The organism is Streptomyces sp. NPDC046261 (assembly GCF_040646235.1).
In the GTDB taxonomy this organism is placed as follows: Bacteria; Actinomycetota; Actinomycetes; order Streptomycetales; family Streptomycetaceae; genus Streptomyces.
The window spans coordinates 169,024-186,697 of the sequence record NZ_JBEYZU010000008.1 but is presented as its reverse complement, the minus strand read 5'-3'; the positions used below and the strand labels follow the sequence as shown (position 1 = coordinate 186,697).

Genomic DNA, 17,674 nt, shown 5'->3' with positions numbered 1-17,674 from the left:
CCCCGGGGAGCGGTGGGCGACGGCCAGCAGCACACAGGCCACCGCCACGGCTCCGGCACAGGCGAGGGCGACTCCCTCACCGTCGGCCGTCAGCGCCACCGCCGCCGCTGCCCACGCGGCGAGTGCCGGAACGACCAGCCGCAGATCGGCCGCCCGCCCCTCGCCTTCGCCGCCCGGCGGCGGGCCGCCGCCGGTGTCCGCCGCGCCGCGCCCCTGCCTCCTGGCGGGCCGCCCCGCCACCCGCCTCATGGCTGGACCAAGGGCTTGAGGTCCGTAAAGCGGCGGGCGCCGATGCCGTTGACGCGGCGGAGGTCGGCGACCGACCGGAAGCCTCCGTGCCGCGTGCGGTAGTCGAGGATGTGCTGGGCGAGGACCGGGCCGACGCCCGGCAGGGCGTCAAGCTGGTCGAGTGTCGCGGAGTTGAGGCTGACCGGCCCTCCCGGTGCCCCCGGAGCACCGCGCGGTCCGCTCGCGCCCGGCGACACCGCGACCGAGCCCGCGGCACCCGGCACGCCGGGCACGCCCACCACGATCTGTTCCCCGTCCGTGAGCACCCGGGCCCGGTTGAGGCCGGTCGTGTCGGCGCCCGGACGGGCTCCCCCTGCCGCCTCCAGCGCGTCGGCGACCCGCGAACCGGGCGGCAAGTGCTGAACGCCGGGGCGCCGCACCTTGCCCGCCACGTCCACCACCACGGCCCGCGCGCTCGCCCCGACCGCCGCCGTGGGAACCGCCCTTGGCGCGGCGGCCACCGCGGCGGCGGGCCCCTCGCGCGCCGGCGGTCGTACCGTCTGCGGCCTCCCGGCCCAGAAGTGGTACCCCGCGAAGGCGACCGCCGCCACCAGCACCACCGCGAGCGCGGCGAGCGTCCTCGGCTCGATGCCGCACCGCAGTTGCACCCACAGCGGTAACCGATCCCGCAGAGCGCTCCGCCAAGCCCCGCGCGCGGGCCCGGAGTCGGGCGCCGGCGACGCCGCCACCCTCTCGCGCAGGGAGCCGAAGTCCCGGGCGAGGGAGGGCGCCGAGGGAACCCCCACCACGTTCACGCCATGTGATCGAGCAGTCATGACACGTGACCGTAGACGTGTTCGCCCGGCCCTGCCGAAGCCGCCTGATTTCCGTGGATAACCGGCCAGTTGTGGAAAACTTCGTCACCCGTCAGGGGGACGGCCTACCTCGGCGAGACCACCACGCCCAGCAGCCCCGGCCCCGTGTGCGCCCCGATGACCGCGCCGACCTCGCTCACGTGCAGGTCCACCAGCCCCGGCACCCGTTCCCGCAGCCGCTCGGCGAGCAGGGTGGCCCGGTCGGGGGCGTCCAGGTGGTGGACGGCGACGTCGACGGGGGCGGCGCCCGCCCGCTCGACGGCGATCTCCTCAAGGCGGGCGATGGCCTTGGACGCCGTGCGGACCTTCTCGCGCAGCTCGATGCGGCCTTCCTCCAGCTGCAGCAGGGGTTTGACGGCGAGCGCCGAGCCCAGCAGGGCCTGCGCGGCGCCGATGCGGCCGCCGCGCCGCAGGTAGTCGAGGGTGTCGACGTAGAAGTACGCGGCCGTGCCCTGAGCGCGTTTCTCGGCGGCGGCCACCGTCTCGTCCAGCGTGCCGCCGGCCCGTGCCGTCTCCGCGGCCGCCAGCGCGCAGAAACCCAGAGCCATGGCCACCATGCCGGTGTCGACGACTCGGACCGGTACGGGCGCCTCCCGGGCCGCGAGCACCGCCGCGTCGTATGTGCCGGAGAGCTCGGCGGACAGGTGCAGGGAGACGATGCCCTCGGCACCGGCCCCGGCGGCCGCGCGGTAGGCCGCGGCGAAGACCTCGGGGCCGGGGCGGGACGTGGTCACCGGCCTCCGCTTCTGCAGGGCCTGGGCCACCGACCGGGCCGAGACCTCGGTACCTTCCTCGAGTGCCTCGCCGCCCAGGACGACCGTCAGCGGTACGGCGGTGATCCCGTGCCGCTCTCTCTCCTGCTGCGGCAGGTAGGCCGTGGAATCGGTGATGATCGCGACATGGCGGGACATGCACCGGAGGGTACCCGTCGGGCCGCCCCGACGGCAGTGCGAGCCTGGTGTACCGGTCCGTACCGGCTGTCAGGCGGTGCTTTCCGGACGCTTGGCCTTCTGCCAGGAGTACCCTGCCTGCCGCCAGCTGTCCCGACCGGTGATCGCGGGCCGCTCCGGCTCCCCGGCGTCCGCCGGCCCGGCCTTCGCCGACGCCCCGTCGGACTCCCCCGGCCTCGCCTCTGCCGCTGCCGCCGCCCCTGTCCCGGCCCCTGTCCCGGCCGCCGTCTCCGGCTCCGTCTCCCAGTGCCGCAGCGCGCCCGTCTCCATGCGGATCTGCTCGCTCAGCATCGACAGGTCGTCGTCCGCGAACTGCCGGGCCCGGTCCTGCGCGGCCCACCGCAGCGAGTCCGCCGAGTGCGTGACGCGTTCCGTGCGCTCGCGCAGCTCCGGCAGGCGCGCGGCCACCCGGCCCTTGTCCGGCTCGGTCTCCAGCTTGCGCAGGTCGTCGTCGATCTCGTGGGCGTGGGCGCTGAGCCGCTCGAAGAGGGCCAGGGACTCCGACAGGGAGGAGTCGTCCGGAAGGCCCGCACGCAGCACCTCCTGGGTGGCGCGCATCGACGTGCGCAGGGACAGCCGCAGCTGCGCGACCTCGCCTGCCGCGCCCGGCTGGACGTACTGCCTGGCCTTGAGGCGCGTGTCCTCGACCGTGCGCCGCGCCTGGGTGACCGTGCGGTCCACGCCGCGCTTGACCGCCCGCACCGCCTTGACGGTGGCGATCACCGCGAACGCGACGAGGATCGCAAAGATCACGGCGAAGATCGCGGCGGCGGCTTCCATATGCGCTCCTCCACAGGCCCGACAGGCCCGGCACGACAACGGCAGGGTCCGTCCCCACCCCTCCACCGTAAACGCAACGGGCAGGCCGGGGGTTCCGGAAGAACCCCCAACCTGCCCGTAGGGACAAACCCCTAGCTCAGACCCCTGGCTCAGAACCAGGGGCCGGGCGAAGCATCACGCCGGAACGATGTTCACCAGCTTCGGCGCCCGCACGATCACCTTGCGGATGCCGGCGCCGCCCAGCGCGGCGACGACCGCCGGGTCGGCCAGGGCCACCTTCTCCAGCTCCTCCTCGGAGATCGCGGGAGCGACCTCCAGGCGGGCCTTGACCTTGCCCTTGATCTGGACGACGCACGTCACCGTCTCGTCGACCAGGTAGGCCGGGTCGGCCACGGGGAAGTCCTGGTGCACGACCGAGTCGGTGTGGCCGAGCTTGCGCCACAGCTCCTCGGCGATGTGCGGGGCCAGCGGCGCGAAGAGCAGCACCAGCGGCTCGGCGACGGACCGGGGCACCTCGCGCAGCTTGGTGACGTGGTTGTTCAGCTCGGTCACCTTGGCGATGGCGGTGTTGAAGCGCAGGTTCGCCATGTCCTGGGAGATGCCGTCGACGGCCTTGTGCAGGGCGCGCAGCGTCGCCTCGTCGGGCTCGGCGTCGACGACCGTGACCTCGCCGGTGTTCTCGTCCACCACGTTGCGCCACAGGCGCTGCAGCAGCCGGTACTGGCCGACGACGGCGCGCGTGTCCCAGGGGCGCGAGACGTCCAGGGGGCCCATCGCCATCTCGTACAGGCGCAGCGTGTCGGCGCCGTACTCGGCGCAGATCTCGTCCGGGGTGACGGCGTTCTTCAGGGACTTGCCCATCTTGCCGAGCAGCCGGCCGACCTTCTCGCCCTGGTAGTAGTACGCGCCGTCGCGCTCCTCCACCTCGGCGGCCGGGACGGCGATGCCGCGGCTGTCCCGGTAGACGTAGGCCTGGATCATGCCCTGGTTGTAGAGCTTGTGGAACGGCTCGGCCGAGGAGATGTGGCCCAGGTCGAAGAGGACCTTGGACCAGAACCGGGCGTACAGCAGGTGCAGCACGGCGTGCTCGGCGCCGCCGACGTACAGGTCGACGCCGCCGTGCGGCTGGCCCTCGCGCGGGCCCATCCAGTACTGCTCGGCGTCGGCGGAGACCAGGCGCTCGTCGTTGTGCGGGTCCAGGTAGCGCAGTTCGTACCAGCAGGAGCCGGCCCAGTTGGGCATGGTGTTGGTCTCGCGGCGGTAGCGCTTGACGCCGTCGCCCAGGTCCAGCTCGACGTTGACCCAGTCCTCGTTGCGGGAGAGCGGGGTCTCGGGCGAGGTGTCGGCGTCGTCCGGCTCGAAGGTGCGCGGGGAGTAGTCCTCGACCTCGGGCAGCTCCAGGGGGAGCATCGAGGCGGGCAGCGGGTGGGCGACGCCGTCCTCGTCGTAGACGATCGGGAAGGGCTCGCCCCAGTAGCGCTGGCGGCTGAACAGCCAGTCGCGCAGGCGGAAGTTGACGGTGCCTTCGCCGATGCCGCGCTCGGTCAGGTAGGCGATGACGGTGCGCTTGGCCTCGTCGACCTGCATGCCGTTGAGGTCGATCTCGTCGTTGGCGGAGTTGATCGCCGGGCCCTGGCCGCCGTACGCCTCGCCCTCCCAGCCCTCGGGGGGCTGGACGGTGCGGATGATGGGCAGGTCGAAGGCGGTGGCGAACTCCCAGTCGCGCTCGTCCTGGCCCGGGACGGCCATGATCGCGCCGGTGCCGTAGCCCATCAGGACGTAGTCGGCGACGAAGACGGGGACGCGCTCGCCGGTCAGCGGGTTGAGGGCGTACGCGCCGGTGAAGACGCCGGTCTTGTCCTTGCCCTCGGTCTGGCGCTCGACGTCGGTCTTGGACTGCGCCTGCTTGCGGTAGGCGGCGACCGCGTCGGCCGGGGTGGACGCGCCCCCGGTCCAGATGTCCTTGGTGCCCTCGGGCCACTCGGCGGGCACGATGGCGTCGATCAGGTCGTGCTCGGGGGCCAGCACCATGTAGGTGGCGCCGAACAGGGTGTCGGGGCGCGTGGTGAAGACCGTGACCTTCGCCTCGGTGCCGTTCGCCACCTGGAAGTCGACGCGGGCGCCCTCGCTGCGGCCGATCCAGTTGCGCTGCTGCAGCTTGATGGCCTCGGGCCAGTCCAGCGCGTCCAGGTCGTCGATCAGGCGGTCCGCGTAGGCGGTGATCCGCATGTTCCACTGGCGCAGCTTGGACTTGAAGACGGGGAAGTTGCCGCGCTCGGAGCGGCCGTCGGAGGTGACCTCCTCGTTGGCCAGCACGGTGCCCAGGCCGGGGCACCAGTTCACGGGCGCGTCGGAGGCGTACGCCAGGCGGTAGGTGCCCAGCACGTCGGCGCGCTCGGCAGCCGTCAGCTCGCTCCACGCGCGCGTACCGGGAACCTCTCGCTGTCCGCTCTCGAACTCCTCGACCAGCTCACTGATCGGCCGGGCCTTCTTCGCGTCCGCGTCGTACCAGGCGTTGAAGATCTGCAGGAAGATCCACTGCGTCCACTTGTAGTACTCCGGGTCGATCGTCGCGAACGACCGGCGCTTGTCGTGGCCCAGACCCAGGCGGCGCAGCTGCGCCTTCATGTTGTCCATGTTGGCCTCGGTGGACACCCGGGGGTGGGTGCCGGTCTGCACCGCGTACTGCTCGGCGGGCAGGCCGAAGGCGTCGAAGCCGAGGGTGTGCAGGACGTTGTGGCCCGTCATGCGGTGGTAGCGCGCGTAGACGTCGGTGGCGATGTAGCCGAGCGGGTGGCCGACGTGCAGGCCCGCACCCGAGGGGTACGGGAACATGTCCATGATGAACTTCTTGGGCCGGGCGACGACGGCCGGGTCGCCCGCCAGCTCTCCGCTGGGGTTGGGCGCGGCGTACGTGCCGTCCGCGTCCCAGACGTCCTGCCAGCGCGCCTCGATGTCAGCGGCCAGCGCGGCCGTGTAGCGGTGCGGGGCGGCCACTTCGGCGGCGGTGGGGGTCTCGCTCATCGTCCTCAAAGCTCCATCGATCGTCGTCTCTGCCTGCGGCTGCGATATTCCGGTCCTTCCGGGGCGTCCCGGAAATGAAAAAGCCCCTCGCACAGGAGGGGACGCCGCGCCGATGCCGACCGGAAGTCACCGGTCGGTGCTGATCAGCGCGGCTCGCTAAGCAGGAGGCGTACGGCACGCATGGGCTCAGGTTACCGCAGCGGCGGAAGGTACCGCACCGAGGCAAGGGCCCCGCAGACGTTAGCAGCGGCACCCCGCCGCCCACCGGCGTTGCGCGAAGCACGGCCGCCACGGGTGACCCGCTGCCTAGCGTGCCGGGGCATGGACCTCCACCGCTTCCTCGACCGGACCGGCGGCGTGCTCGCCCTGGTCTCGCTGACCGCGACCGTCGTCTGGGGGCTCGTCGCCACCGACCGGCTGGTCCTCGGCCCGCGCGGCCGGCTGCTGGCCCAGGCCGTGCACCGGGCGACCGCCGTCGGCGCGCTCGGCTTCCTGCTCGTCCATGTGAGCGTCAAGGTCACCGAGGCGCACGCCTCGGCCACCGCGGCGCTGCTGCCGTTCGTCTCCGGCGTCCGGGGCCGCGACGGGCTGATCGCCCTGGGCTCGCTCGCGGGCTACCTGATGGTGCTCGCCGCGGCGACCGGAGCCCTGCGCAGCACCTTCGCCGGGCGCGGAAGCGCCGCCCACCGCTGGCGCGCGCTGCACGGCTGCGCCTACGCCGCCTGGTGCGCCGCCCTCCTGCACGGACTCAACGCGGGCCGCGCCCCGGCGCGTTGGGTGACCCTGTGCTACGCGCTCTGCCTCGCGGCGGTGGCGGGCGCGCTCCTGTCACGCCTCGCGCTGGCGCGTCTGGCGCAAGGCCGCCGCGTACCGGACCACCGCATACGGGGCCGCCGCGGCCGGCGCCCCGAGGAGGCCGGCGCCCCGCCTGCCGCCCGGGAAGCCCCCGTGCCGCCCGGCGCCCCGGACCTCGCGCGGCCTCGTGCCGCCCACGGCGCACCGGGCCGGCACCGGTGAGGGCCGCCACCCGCGGCGGGCTGCCGGAGGTGCTGGCGCTCGGGCAGCCCCGTCTGACGGCCGGCTTCGAGGACGCCGGGCGGCTGGACCGCCGGGCACACCTGGCCGTCCACGGCACGGCGCCGCGCCTGGCCGAGGACGACCTGATCCGGCTCGCGGAGGCGGTCTCCTTGCGCGGGCGCGGCGGCGCGGGCTTCCCGTTCGCGCGGAAGCTGCGCGCGGTGGGCGGCACGGCGCGGCGGCGCGGCGTCCGGCCGGCGGTGGTGGTCAACGGCTGCGAGGGCGAGCCGGCGTGCCGCAAGGACGCCGTCCTGCTCGAGCGCGCCCCGCACCTGGTGCTGGACGGCGCGCTGCTGGCCGCCGAGGCGCTCGGGGCGCGCACGCTCGTGGTCGGGGTGACGCGGGCGGGTACGGAGGCGTCCATGCGGGAGGCGCTCGCGGAGCGCGGGCTGGCCGACCGGCGCGGGCGGGCGGTACGCGCCCGCGTCGTACGCCTGCCCGAGCGCATGGTCTCCGGGGAGTCGTCCGCGCTGTTGCGCGCCGTCGACGGCGGTCCCGCGCTCCCGCCGGGCCGGCACCCGCGCGCCAGCGAGCAGGGCCTGGCCGGCCTGCCGACGCTGCTCTCCAACACCGAGACCTTCGCCCAACTCGCCCTCGCCGCCCGTCTGGGCGCCGCCCGCTACGCCGCGGCCGGCACGCCGGACGAGCCGGGCACCGTGCTGCTCACCGTCTCCGGCGCGGTGCCCGGCCCGCGCGTGGTGGAGGCGCCGAGCGGGGTGGCGCTGCCGTACGTGCTGGCGCGGTGCGGTGCCGGGCAGGCGCCGCAGGGGGTGCTGGTCGGCGGCTACCACGGCGGGTGGCTGGACGCGCCGACGGCGGCGGAGGCGCTGCTGTCGCGGGAGGCCCTGGCGGCGTGCGGCGCGAGCCTGGGCGCGGGCGCGGTGCTGCCGCTGCCCGACGACACCTGCCCGCTGGGTGAGGCGGTCCGGGTGGCGCACTGGCTGGCGGCCGAGTCGGCGGGGCAGTGCGGGCCCTGCCGGCTGGGCCTGCCGGCACTGGCGGGGGCGCTGGCGGATGTGGTGGCCGGCGGCGGGCGCGGCGCGCTGGAGGGCGTACGGGAGGCGGCGGGCGCCGTACGCGGCCGGGGGGCGTGCGGGCATCCGGACGGCTCGGCGCGCTTCGTGCTGAGCGCCCTGACGGCGTTCACGGACGATCTGGCGGCGCATGTCCTGGGCAGCGGCTGCGGGCGCCGCACGGCCGGGGTGCTGCCCCTGCCGGCCCCGCCCGGCACGGCGGCGGGCGAGGGGCAGGCGGAGCGGCTCGCGGTGGACTGGACGCTGTGCGAGGGGCACGGGCTGTGCGCGGGGCTGCTGCCCGAGCTCGTACGGATCGGCCCGGACGGCTTTCCGGTGCTGGCGGACACGGGGGTGCCCGAACATCTTCGGGGGCGCGCGCAGCGGGCCGTGCGCCGCTGTCCGGCGCTGGCGCTGCGACTGGACCGTGGACAGTGATCGGACAGTGATCCGGAAAACGACGAGAGGGCCGCCCTTGGGGACGGCCCTCTCATCTTCTGTGGAGCTAAGGAGAATTGAACTCCTGACCTCCTGCATGCCATGCAGGCGCTCTACCAACTGAGCTATAGCCCCTTGTTTTGTTTTCCGCCCGGTTTTCCTTGCGGTCTCCCTGGCGACACGGATTACATTACACGGACCTCCCCCCCACTTGCCAAATCGGTTCCTCCCCCGGACCGGGTCGCCCCGGTATGACCGATTTTCAGGCCGTCGCGAAGGAGTAGAACCTCTTCAGCGCGCAGTGCTCGTCGAGCAGCCGTCCGTAGATCGGCTCGCCCTCGAGCTCGCGGTAGGTCTCGATCGGGTCGCCTTTTATGATCAGCGCCCGCGCACACTCCACGCACCAGTACTGGTATGCGGAGTTGAGCGGCTCCATGTCGCGGACGATCGGCGTCCCGCTGCCGCACCAGTCGCACTTCCGGCTGTGAGCACCCATGGGTCAGCTCCAACCCCCTCCCCTTCGGCCCCGTCCGCTCCCGGCTGTCCGATTCTGCCACGGGACCGCGCGGGAACAGCAACAATCCCGCCTCCCTGTGAGTGGGAGACGGGATCGTTCGAACTGTGGAGCTAAGGAGAATTGAACTCCTGACCTCCTGCATGCCATGCAGGCGCTCTACCAACTGAGCTATAGCCCCGCTGTTCTCGGTTCCCCCGGAGGTTTCCCTCCGCGTTCCCCGCGAACAAGAAGAACTTTAGCCTGTGACCTGCCCGGATGTGAAATCGGGCCTCGGGGGCCGCACGCGGGGCACCTCAGTCGTCGTCGCCGAGGACCGGCTCGGGCAGCGTCCCGGCGTTGTGCTCCAGCAGCCGCCAGCCGCGCGCGCCCTCGCCCAGCACGGACCAGCAGCAGTTGGTGAGGCCGCCCAGGGCCTCCCAGGAGCGGGCCTCCAGGCCCAGCAGCCGGCCGATGGTGGTGCGGATGGTGCCGCCGTGGCTGACGACGACGAGGGTGCCGCCGTCGGGCAGCTTGTCGGCGTGGGACCGCACCACGGGCGCGGCCCGGTCGGCGACCTCGGTCTCCAGCTCGCCGCCGCCCCGCCGCACGGGCTCGCCGCGCTTCCAGGCCGCGTACTGCTCGCCGAAGCGCTCGGAGATCTCCTCGTGGGTCAGGCCCTGCCAGGTGCCCGCGTAGGTCTCGCGCAGCTCGGGGTGGTGGGAGACCTCCAGGCCCGTGACGGCCGCCAGCTCGGCGGCGGTGGCCGCGGCGCGCTTGAGGTCGGAGGCGGCGATCACGTCCGGCCGCAGCGCGGCCAGCAGCCGGGCGGCCCGGCGCGCCTGCGCGACGCCGGTGCCGGTCAGCTCGATGTCCGTGGTGCCCTGGAAGCGGCGCTCCACGTTCCATGCGGTCTGACCGTGCCGCCACAGCACGATCCGGCGGCCCCGGCCACCCGGGCGGCCGTTCAGCTCAGGTCTCCGTCCAGATCCGCCTCGGCCGCCTGGGCGCGGGCGTGCGCCTCGGCCTTGCCGCGGGTGGCGACGGCGTCGGCCGGCAGGTCGATCTCGGGGCAGTCCTTCCACAGCCGCTCCAGGGCGTAGAAGACCCGCTCCTCGCTGTGCTGGACGTGCACGACGATGTCGACGTAGTCCAGGAGCACCCAGCGGGCGTCACGGTCGCCCTCGCGGCGCACCGGCTTGGCGCCGAGCTCCTTGAGCAGCCGCTCCTCGATCTCGTCGACGATCGACTTGACCTGGCGGTCGTTGGGGGCCGAGGCCAGCAGGAAGGCGTCGGTGATCGACAGTACGTCGCTGACGTCGTACGCGATGACATCGTGCGCGAGCTTGTCGGCGGCCGCCTGGGCGGCGGCCTGGATGAGCTCGATGGAGCGGTCAGTGGCGGTCACAAGCCATGCTTTCGTAAAGAGGGTCAGTACCTCTCAAGGGTCTCACGACCCACCGACACCCCTCCTGGCGTTTTCCGCACGCTTCCGCACGCTTCCGGCGGGCGGAGGCCCGCCGCCGCTCAGCTCTTGTAGTCCTTGCCCAGGACCACGGTGATGTCGGCGTTGCCGGCGCCGTCACCCTTGCGCACGGCCCGCTCCGGGAGGCCGAGCGTCTTCGCGGCCTCCCTGGCCTCGGCCGCCCGGGCCTCGTCGGCGTAGATCACCGAGGAGGCGGCCTGGGCGGTGCCGGCCGAGCCGCCGTCGACGTAGGTGTAGCCCCCGTTGACCAGCTTGACCTGCGCCGATCCGGTCGCGGCGGGGGTGCCTGTGGCGTTCTTCACGCTCACCCGGGGCGGCGCGTTCTTGTCGGTGTTCTTCACCGTGCCGCCGAGCACGTCCTTGACCACGCCGTCGGCCGCCCGCTCGCCGAGCGTGCCGTCGGACTGCACGGGCAGGACGGCGGTGCCGTACGCGCCTTCCTTGGCCTTCTCGGCGAGGTGGGCCAGCGAGGCGCCCAGCTGCTGGACGGAGAGCGAGGGGTCGGGGATCTGGGCGAGCGACTCCACGGTCGTGGTGGCCGCCTTGGCGTCGCTGGACATCTTGCGCAGGACGCCCTGCAGGACCTGGCCGAACCGCGCCAGCGGCTTGCCCTGGTCCTCGCCGGGGCCGCGGTAGGTGGCGTAGGCGACCGCCGTCTGGCCGCTGAGGCTCTGGCCCTTGCCGGGGCTCACCAGGGGGCGGTCGCCCGCCTTGGCGCCGGGGACGGCCGTGTCCGTGTCGACGGTGATGCCGCCGACCAGCTCGACCAGGTTCTCGAGGTAGGGGGTGTCCAGCCGCCAGCTGCCCTTGATGTCGGCGCCGAGCAGGGTGTTCAGCGCGTCCCGGGTGCCTCCGGTGCCGGCCTCCTGGACGGCCTTGCCGAGGGTCGTGGCGCCGCCGCCGTCCTTGCCGAGGGCCAGCGCGTTCGGCAGCAGCACCGCCGTGGCCTTCTTGGTGGTCGCGTTGTCGACCAGCAGGGCCGTGGCGCTGTCGCCGCCGCGGGTCTGGCGCAGGTGCACGACGATGACGTCCCGCTGCTGGGCGCCGCTCACCGCGGCCCCGCTCTTCTTCTCCTCCCCGCCGGCCAGCAGGAACCAGCCCACGCCGGCGCCGAGCGCCAGGACCAGCACCACGGCGAGCGCGACGTAGCGGTTGCGCCCCTTGCGCTTGCGCTCGTCGCGTCGCTCGGTGCGGCTCTCGCTGAACTTCAGCCAGTCGATGACGTCCTCGGAGTCCTCGTCCGGCTCCTCGATGAAGGAGAACTGCTCGGTGCGGTAGTCCGGCGCCTCGGGCGCCTCGCCCGCGGCCGGCCGGGGCTCGGGGACCCGCTGCCCGGTACGGGTCTGCGCGGCCGGCGGCTCCTCGTGCGCCGGAGGGCCCGCCTGCCGGGGGATCCACTCCTGCTGCTGGGTCTGCTGCGGCTGCTGGGCGGAAGGGGCCTGGTGTGCCTGCGGGGGCTGGTGCTGAGGCGTGGGGTTCTGGGCGTACGGGTCGTAGGGGGCGTACGCCTGCTGCCCGGCGGACCGGTCCTGCTGGGCGTACGGGTCGTAGCCGTACGTCTGCTGCGCCTGCTGCGGAAGGGGCTGACCGTACTGGTCGTACACGCGCTCCGGGGCGTCCGGCCGGTACACCGGCTGCCCGTACGCGTCGTAGCCGTAGACCTGTTGCTGCGGCGCGTACGGGTCGTGCGCGTACGGGTCCTGTCGGTCGTTCACCAGTGCCCCTCGATGCCCATCGAGCCGGAGTCGGCCCTCGCTCCGGTCTCAGCCGTCGTGACGGTACAGCCTGCGCTTGTCGATGTAGCGCACCACACCGTCGGGCACGAGGTACCAGACGGGCTCTCCCTGGGCGACGCGGGCGCGGCAGTCGGAGGAGGAGATGGCGAGGGCCGGGACCTCGACGAAGGAGACGCGGTCCTCGGGCAGGCCCGGGTTGGCCAGTATGTGACCGGGCCGGGTGACGCCGATGAAGTGGGCGAGGGAGAAGAGCTCCTCGGTGTCCCGCCAGGTGAGGATCTGCGCGAGCGCGTCGGCGCCGGTGATGAAGAACAGATCGGCGTTCTCGTTGAGGGCGCGCAGGTCCCGCAGCGTGTCCGTGGTGTAGGTCGGGCCGCCCCGGTCGATGTCGATGCGGCTGACCGAGAACTGCGGGTTGGAGGCGGTCGCGATCACCGTCATCAGATAGCGGTCCTCGGCCGGGGACACCTGCTTGTGGCTCTTCTGCCACGGCTGCCCGGTCGGCACGAAGACCACCTCGTCCAGGTGGAACTGCGAGGCCACTTCGCTCGCGGCGACCAGGTGTCCGTGGTGGACCGGGTCGAACGTCCCGCCCATCACTCCGAGCCGCCGCTTCGCAGGCCCTGTCTGCTCTCCCATGCGTGCAGACCCTACTGGGCTCCCCGACACGCCGAACCTCCAGGGACCGGCGGGATCAGCGGTCGCGGTTGAAGCGGGTGGTGATCCAGAGCAGGAGCAGCAGGATGACCAGGGCGGCGCCGCCGGTCATGTAGGGGCTGATGCTCTCGTGGGTGTCCACGTGGTGCTCGCCCTCGGAAGCGAGGGTGATCAGGGCGCTGTGGGCAGTGGTGAGGGTCACGTCGGCAGGACCTATCCGGGATGGGATCGGGTGGAGACTTCTGCCACATCGTATGCGGGCCCTTATGGCAAGCTCACGCCGACTCCGCGGGTCGCCTCCGCTCAGTCCTTCCCGCCGTACCCGCGCAGCAGGAACCAGGCGAGGAAGACGACGCCGACCACGCCGACGATCAGGACCGTGCGCAGCACCGCGCCCGGCCCCTGGTCGCCCTTGGACACGGCGAGGACCTCGGTGAATCCGGGATGCGTGGTGAAACCATTGATGAGGGGCATGGCTCCCACGGTAGTCATGTGGGTGCCACGGCCTAGGCTGGGGTCCGGAAGCCGGGGGACGGGCCATCGACAAGGCCACTGAGGGGGTCTTTCCACATGAGCGACAGCCACACCGAAAGCCAGGAGCGGGCGCCCGGCCGCGACCGCAGGCGCTTCCCCGACATCTCCTCGCGTGCGTACGAGCATCCGGCGGATCGTTCCGCCCTGGTGGCGCTGCGCAAGCTGAGCGGCTTCGACACGGTCTTCAAGGCGCTGAGCGGGCTGCTGCCCGAGCGCAGCCTGCGGCTGCTGTTCCTGTCCGACTCGGTGCGGGTGAGCGAGCGGCAGTTCGCGCATCTGCACGCGATGCTGCTGGACGCCTGCTCCATCCTGGACCTGCCGAAGGTCCCGGCGATGTACGTCACGCAGGACCCGCAGCCCGGCGCCATGTGCATCGGCCTGGACGAGCCGATCATCGTGGTCACCACGGGCCTGGTGGAGCTGCTGGACGAGGAGGAGATGCGGGCGGTCGTGGGCCACGAGGTGGGCCACGCCCTGTCGGGGCACGCCGTCTACCGCACGATCCTGCTGTTCCTGACCAACATGGCCATGAAGGTCGCCTGGATCCCGCTGGGGAACATCGCGGTGATGGCGGTCGTGACGGCGCTGCGCGAGTGGTTCCGCAAGTCCGAGCTGTCGGCGGACCGGGCGGGGCTGCTGGTGGGCCAGGACCTGCGGGCGTCGATGCGTGGCCTGATGAAGATCGCGGGCGGCAATCACCTGCACGAGATGAACGTGGACGCCTTCCTCGCCCAGGCGGAGGAGTACGAGAAGGGCGGTGACCTGCGCGATTCCGTACTGAAGATCATGAACATGCTGCCGCGCAGCCATCCGTTCACGACCGTGCGGGCGGCGGAGCTGAAGAGGTGGGCCGAGAGCCGCGACCACCAGCGGATCATGGACGGCCACTACCCGCGCCGGGCGCAGGACAAGGACGCGTCGGTCTCCGACTCCTTCCGGGAGTCCGCGAACCACTACGCCGATTCGGTGCGCTCCAGCAGGGACCCGCTGATGGGGCTCGTGCGGGACCTCGCGGGCGGGGCGTCGGACCTGGGCGGCAAGCTGCGCGAGACCTTCGGCGGGCGCGGGGGCGGTACGCCGCCGAAGTCGCCCGGCGGCGGCCAGCAGGACGCGCCGGGGTCCTGAGGGCTCAGGGCTTGGGCGGCGTCGACAGGGAGGACGGGGCGAGGGCGCCGCAGACGTCGGAGGTCGTCGGGCCGGGGGCGTAGGGGTCGGTGCCCTTCGGGCCCGCGGCGGCGGCCTTCTGGCCGGCCAGCAGCGGCCGCAGATAGCCGGCGTCCTCCGCCGAGCAGGACTGCGGTCCGGCCAGCAGATGGCTCTGCAGCACCTGCACCTGGTGTTCTTGCAGGTTGTCGCGGTCGAAGCGGAAGCGCATCGTGCGCCGCACGGTGAACAGCGACGCCTCCTCCGGGCCCTTCGCCGCACGGACGGCGTAGACGAAGGTGTGGTCGGAGGCGACCTCCAGGGCGGCCGGGGACGCCTCGGTGATCGAGAAGGTGCCCTGGGTCCGCACGGTCCGGTCGGCGAGGGCCACCTGGGCGGGGTCGAAGCGGATCAGCCAGCCGGTGGCGGCGTACCGCCCGTCGTCGGCGGGGTGGGACAAGCTCCGGTCGAACTGGGCCAGTTGGGTGGGGGCGAGCAGCAGCCGGACGGTGCGGTGGTTTCCGCCGGTCAGGACGGCCGGGTCGAGGGCGGACTTGACCGTGTACTCCTTGGCCGTGGCCAGGGCGGCCATCACCAGGCTCTCGGAGAAATTCTGGGTGCGGCGTGCGGCCGGAAGGGTGACGCCCTCGGCGCCGTCGCGGAACTGGGCGGCCGGGCTGTTGTCGAAGAGGTCCTTCACGGAGGCCGCCCCGGGCACCGCGTCCCGCGGCGCGAGCGGCACGATCGCGGTGCGCAGGGCCTCGGCCGAGGGCGGCCTGGGCTCCTTGTAGGGGTGGCGCAGGCCCATGTAGACGGCCGTGCCGAAGGCGAGGGCGATCAGCATCACCAGGAGCAGCACCTGCCGCGAGGCGCTGACCCGCGCCCAGGCGTGCCGGGTGCGGACGGCCGGGGCGTGGTCGTCCATGCGTTCGCGGGCGGAGAACTCCTGGAGCCGGGCAGCACGGACGAACGATTCGTCGAACACGACGGATCGGTACTCTTCGTCGCCGCCTCCCTGGGGGCCTTCGGGCGTGCCCTCAGGGGGGTCTCCAGGCCCGTTCATATCTCAAGAGTAGGTCTGCGGAGCGCCAGGTAAACGCCCTGGTACGCGACAAGTTCTGACGAAATTTCAAGCTGCCGGGCCCGGCCCGGCAACCCTGGCCAGGCGGTGACGCTCCGTGACCGGAAGACGGAGGGTCACCCGAATGACCGACGGTGACCACCCAGGGGTGACGCACGGTGACCGTCAGCGAGGGGGTGGCACGGCGGAAGCCACCGGTGGCTCGGTGTCGACCGAGACCGACGGCAGCGGGTGCTGCCGCTCCCCCGCCGGGGCGTCCACGCCCGTGGTGGCGGGCGGCGGGGCGGGGCTCTGCCGGTTGCCCGAGGAGGCGCCGCGGTAGACGGCGGTGAAGGCGAGGGCGATCACGCCTATGCCCATGACCACCGCGAGCACCCAGGCCACCGGGCGGTGCCAGCGGGCATGGCCGCGGTAGGGGCCGCGGGCCGTGCCGTACCGCCCGTAGGGGCCGTAGGCGTCGTCCGGGTCGAGGTCCCTGGTGAGGCCGTGCAGCTCCGCCAGGCGGTCGGCCTGGGGCCCGGGCGGGCCGTAGCCGTCGTCGGGGGCGTCGTCGTACAGGTCGTCGTCGGCGGTGCCGCCGCCGGCCCGGGCGCGCGCGGCATCGGCCTCCGCGCGGGCCCGGTCGGCGGCGAGCATCCGCTCGACCGCGGAGGGTTCGTGGATCGCGGCGGACCGCACGAACTCCTCGTCGAAGACCACGGAGGCGAACACGTCGTCCGCGCCTCCGTGGCGGTGGCTCTCGGGCTCCTCGCCGTCCGGGAACGGCTTGCCCCCCACGTCGTCCGGCACCCGTCCAGCGTAGACCCGAACCGGTCAATCCGCGCGACCGGTACGGGAATTCGGCCTACCGCCCCCGGACGTGACCGTCGCCGGTGACGATGTACTTGGTCGAGGTCAGCTCCGGCAGTCCCATCGGGCCGCGTGCGTGCAGCTTCTGCGTGGAGATGCCGATCTCGGCCCCGAAACCGAACTGGCTGCCGTCGGTGAACCGGGTGGAGGCGTTGACCGCGACCGTCGTGGAATCCACCAACTGGGTGAAGCGGCGTGCGGCGGCCTGCGAGGTGGTGACGATCGCCTCGGTGTGGCCGGAGGTCCACAGCCGGATGTGGCGCACGGCCGCGTCCAGGTCGTCCACGACGGCGGCGGCGATGTCGTACGACAGGTACTCGGTCTCCCAGTCCTCCGCCGTCGCCGGCACCACGGTGGCGCCGGTGTCCGCGGCCGCGGCCGCCTCCACCACCCGCTCGTCACCGTGCACGGTCACGCCGGCCTCCGCGAGCGCGGCCAGGGCGCGCGGCAGGAAGCGCTCGGCGATGTCCTGGTGGACCAGCAGGGTCTCGGCGGCGTTGCAGACGCTGACCCGGCTGGCCTTGGAGTTGATCAGGATCTCCACGGCCATCTCGAGGTCGGCCTCGGCGTCGACGTAGACGTGGCAGTTGCCGGTGCCCGTCTCGATGACCGGGACGGTGGACTCCTGGACGACCGTACGGATCAGCGAGGCGCCGCCGCGCGGGATCAGCACGTCGACCATGCCGCGGGCGCGCATCAGCTCCCGGACGGACTCCCGGCTCTCGCCCGGCACCAGCTGCACGGCGTCCGCGGGCAGCCCGGCGCCGCCCACCGCGTCGCGCACGACGCGCACCAGGGCGGTGTTGGAGGCGTACGCGGAGGACGAGCCGCGCAGCAGGACGGCGTTGCCCGACTTCAGGCACAGGGCCGCGGCGTCCACGGTGACGTTGGGCCGGGCCTCGTAGATGATGCCGACGACGCCGAGCGGCACCCGCACCTGGCGCAGGTCGATGCCGTTGGGGAGCGTGGAGCCGCGCACCACCTCGCCCACCGGGTCGGGCAGGGCGGCCACGTCGCGCACGTCCTTGGCGATGGCCCGCACGCGCTCGGGGGTCAGGGTCAGCCGGTCGACGACGGACTCGCTGGTGCCGGCGGCCCGGGCCTTGGCGACGTCCTCGGCGTTGGCCTCGAGGATCTCGCGGGTGCGGACCTCCAGCGCGTCGGCGATGGCCAGCAGCGCCTCGTCCTTCACCGAACGTGGCATCGGCGCGAGCTCGGCGGCCGCGGCGCGGGCACGGTAGGCGGCGCGCAGCACCGGGGACTGCGGCATCGGGTCGGCGAGGGGGGAGGGGAAGACACTGCTCATGGCC

17 protein-coding genes and 2 tRNA genes are annotated in these 17,674 nt (G+C 73.1%); 3 read left to right on the top strand and 16 right to left on the bottom strand.

The genetic code is table 11. The features are described 5' to 3' along the window. Positions 1-245: 245 nt before the first annotated feature. From ABZ956_RS17390 to leuS, 4 genes are all read right to left on the bottom strand, one after another. Positions 246-1,064 (bottom strand): ComEA family DNA-binding protein, encoded by an 819-nt coding sequence (locus tag ABZ956_RS17390; protein WP_361893654.1) that lies wholly within the window; start codon positions 1,062-1,064, stop codon positions 246-248. A gap of 104 nt (positions 1,065-1,168) precedes the next feature. After that, entirely contained in the window at positions 1,169-2,014 is an 846-nt protein-coding gene (locus ABZ956_RS17385) for a DegV family protein (RefSeq protein WP_361893652.1), read from the bottom strand. 69 nt (positions 2,015-2,083) lie between these two features. Further along, a complete protein-coding gene (locus ABZ956_RS17380) occupies positions 2,084-2,833 on the bottom strand; it encodes a hypothetical protein (protein ID WP_361893650.1) in 750 nt (249 codons plus the stop codon). A gap of 174 nt (positions 2,834-3,007) precedes the next feature. Then, the gene (leuS, locus tag ABZ956_RS17375; RefSeq protein WP_361893648.1) at positions 3,008-5,857 is read right to left on the bottom strand and encodes a leucine--tRNA ligase; all 2,850 of its coding nucleotides are present in this window, start codon (positions 5,855-5,857) and stop codon (positions 3,008-3,010) included. 321 nt (positions 5,858-6,178) lie between these two features. Here leuS and ABZ956_RS17370 point away from each other — a divergent pair, with 321 nt between their 5' ends. Together ABZ956_RS17370 and ABZ956_RS17365 are read left to right on the top strand one after the other, a co-directional pair. Continuing rightward, the gene (locus ABZ956_RS17370) at positions 6,179-6,874 is read left to right on the top strand and encodes a hypothetical protein (protein WP_361893645.1); all 696 of its coding nucleotides are present in this window, start codon (positions 6,179-6,181) and stop codon (positions 6,872-6,874) included. Then, positions 6,871-8,385 (top strand): NADH-ubiquinone oxidoreductase-F iron-sulfur binding region domain-containing protein, encoded by a 1,515-nt coding sequence (locus ABZ956_RS17365; RefSeq protein ID WP_361893643.1) that lies wholly within the window; start codon positions 6,871-6,873, stop codon positions 8,383-8,385. The genes ABZ956_RS17370 and ABZ956_RS17365 overlap by 4 nt, the downstream gene beginning before the upstream one ends. A gap of 62 nt (positions 8,386-8,447) precedes the next feature. Here ABZ956_RS17365 and ABZ956_RS17360 read toward each other — a convergent pair. The 9 genes from ABZ956_RS17360 to ABZ956_RS17320 form a co-directional block, all read right to left on the bottom strand. Then, a tRNA-Ala gene (locus ABZ956_RS17360) sits at positions 8,448-8,520 on the bottom strand. A 127-nt stretch (positions 8,521-8,647) separates the two neighbouring features. Further along, positions 8,648-8,881 carry a hypothetical protein gene (locus ABZ956_RS17355; RefSeq protein WP_030366518.1) on the bottom strand — a complete coding sequence of 78 codons (234 nt, stop codon included), beginning with the start codon at positions 8,879-8,881 and terminating at the stop codon, positions 8,648-8,650. A gap of 126 nt (positions 8,882-9,007) precedes the next feature. Further along, a tRNA-Ala gene (locus ABZ956_RS17350) sits at positions 9,008-9,080 on the bottom strand. A gap of 115 nt (positions 9,081-9,195) precedes the next feature. Next, positions 9,196-9,849, bottom strand: coding sequence for a histidine phosphatase family protein (locus ABZ956_RS17345; RefSeq protein WP_361893914.1), 654 nt, complete (start codon positions 9,847-9,849; stop codon positions 9,196-9,198). After that, positions 9,846-10,286, bottom strand: coding sequence for a ribosome silencing factor (rsfS, locus tag ABZ956_RS17340; protein WP_361893640.1), 441 nt, complete (start codon positions 10,284-10,286; stop codon positions 9,846-9,848). The genes ABZ956_RS17345 and rsfS overlap by 4 nt, the downstream gene beginning before the upstream one ends. A 119-nt stretch (positions 10,287-10,405) precedes the next feature. Next, positions 10,406-12,079, bottom strand: coding sequence for a LytR C-terminal domain-containing protein (locus ABZ956_RS17335; RefSeq protein ID WP_361893637.1), 1,674 nt, complete (start codon positions 12,077-12,079; stop codon positions 10,406-10,408). A gap of 48 nt (positions 12,080-12,127) precedes the next feature. After that, a complete protein-coding gene (gene nadD, locus ABZ956_RS17330) occupies positions 12,128-12,739 on the bottom strand; it encodes a nicotinate-nucleotide adenylyltransferase (RefSeq protein WP_361893634.1) in 612 nt (203 codons plus the stop codon). A gap of 55 nt (positions 12,740-12,794) precedes the next feature. Further along, on the bottom strand, positions 12,795-12,959 hold the full coding sequence (locus ABZ956_RS17325) for a hypothetical protein (RefSeq protein WP_177337872.1): 165 nt from the start codon (positions 12,957-12,959) through the stop codon (positions 12,795-12,797). Positions 12,960-13,060: 101 nt separating this feature from the next. Further along, positions 13,061-13,231 carry a hypothetical protein gene (locus ABZ956_RS17320; protein WP_361893631.1) on the bottom strand — a complete coding sequence of 57 codons (171 nt, stop codon included), beginning with the start codon at positions 13,229-13,231 and terminating at the stop codon, positions 13,061-13,063. A 96-nt stretch (positions 13,232-13,327) separates the two neighbouring features. Between ABZ956_RS17320 and ABZ956_RS17315 the strand changes: the two genes are divergently transcribed. Further along, positions 13,328-14,416: a M48 family metallopeptidase gene (locus ABZ956_RS17315; protein ID WP_361893628.1), complete on the top strand. Its 1,089-nt coding sequence runs from the start codon at positions 13,328-13,330 to the stop codon at positions 14,414-14,416. Positions 14,417-14,420: 4 nt separating this feature from the next. Here the strand turns inward: ABZ956_RS17315 and ABZ956_RS17310 are convergent, their stop codons facing one another. From ABZ956_RS17310 to ABZ956_RS17300, 3 genes are all read right to left on the bottom strand, one after another. Continuing rightward, positions 14,421-15,497 carry a hypothetical protein gene (locus ABZ956_RS17310; protein WP_361893625.1) on the bottom strand — a complete coding sequence of 359 codons (1,077 nt, stop codon included), beginning with the start codon at positions 15,495-15,497 and terminating at the stop codon, positions 14,421-14,423. A 183-nt stretch (positions 15,498-15,680) separates the two neighbouring features. Continuing rightward, positions 15,681-16,304 carry a hypothetical protein gene (locus ABZ956_RS17305; RefSeq protein ID WP_361893622.1) on the bottom strand — a complete coding sequence of 208 codons (624 nt, stop codon included), beginning with the start codon at positions 16,302-16,304 and terminating at the stop codon, positions 15,681-15,683. 55 nt (positions 16,305-16,359) lie between these two features. Beyond that, positions 16,360-17,670 (bottom strand): glutamate-5-semialdehyde dehydrogenase, encoded by a 1,311-nt coding sequence (locus tag ABZ956_RS17300; RefSeq protein WP_361893619.1) that lies wholly within the window; start codon positions 17,668-17,670, stop codon positions 16,360-16,362. Positions 17,671-17,674: the final 4 nt, after the last annotated feature.

Coding starts and splice junctions, on each gene's coding strand:
- ABZ956_RS17390 (WP_361893654.1), bottom strand. CDS start 1,064: ATGACTGCTCGATCACATGGCGTGAACGTGGTGGGGGTTCCCTCGGCG.
- ABZ956_RS17320 (WP_361893631.1), bottom strand. CDS start 13,231: ATGCCCCTCATCAATGGTTTCACCACGCATCCCGGATTCACCGAGGTC.
- ABZ956_RS17385 (WP_361893652.1), bottom strand. CDS start 2,014: ATGTCCCGCCATGTCGCGATCATCACCGATTCCACGGCCTACCTGCCG.
- ABZ956_RS17370 (WP_361893645.1), top strand. CDS start 6,179: ATGGACCTCCACCGCTTCCTCGACCGGACCGGCGGCGTGCTCGCCCTG.
- ABZ956_RS17355 (WP_030366518.1), bottom strand. CDS start 8,881: ATGGGTGCTCACAGCCGGAAGTGCGACTGGTGCGGCAGCGGGACGCCG.
- ABZ956_RS17300 (WP_361893619.1), bottom strand. CDS start 17,670: ATGAGCAGTGTCTTCCCCTCCCCCCTCGCCGACCCGATGCCGCAGTCC.
- leuS (WP_361893648.1), bottom strand. CDS start 5,857: ATGAGCGAGACCCCCACCGCCGCCGAAGTGGCCGCCCCGCACCGCTAC.
- nadD (WP_361893634.1), bottom strand. CDS start 12,739: ATGGGAGAGCAGACAGGGCCTGCGAAGCGGCGGCTCGGAGTGATGGGC.
- ABZ956_RS17310 (WP_361893625.1), bottom strand. CDS start 15,497: ATGAACGGGCCTGGAGACCCCCCTGAGGGCACGCCCGAAGGCCCCCAG.
- ABZ956_RS17380 (WP_361893650.1), bottom strand. CDS start 2,833: ATGGAAGCCGCCGCCGCGATCTTCGCCGTGATCTTTGCGATCCTCGTC.
- ABZ956_RS17315 (WP_361893628.1), top strand. CDS start 13,328: ATGAGCGACAGCCACACCGAAAGCCAGGAGCGGGCGCCCGGCCGCGAC.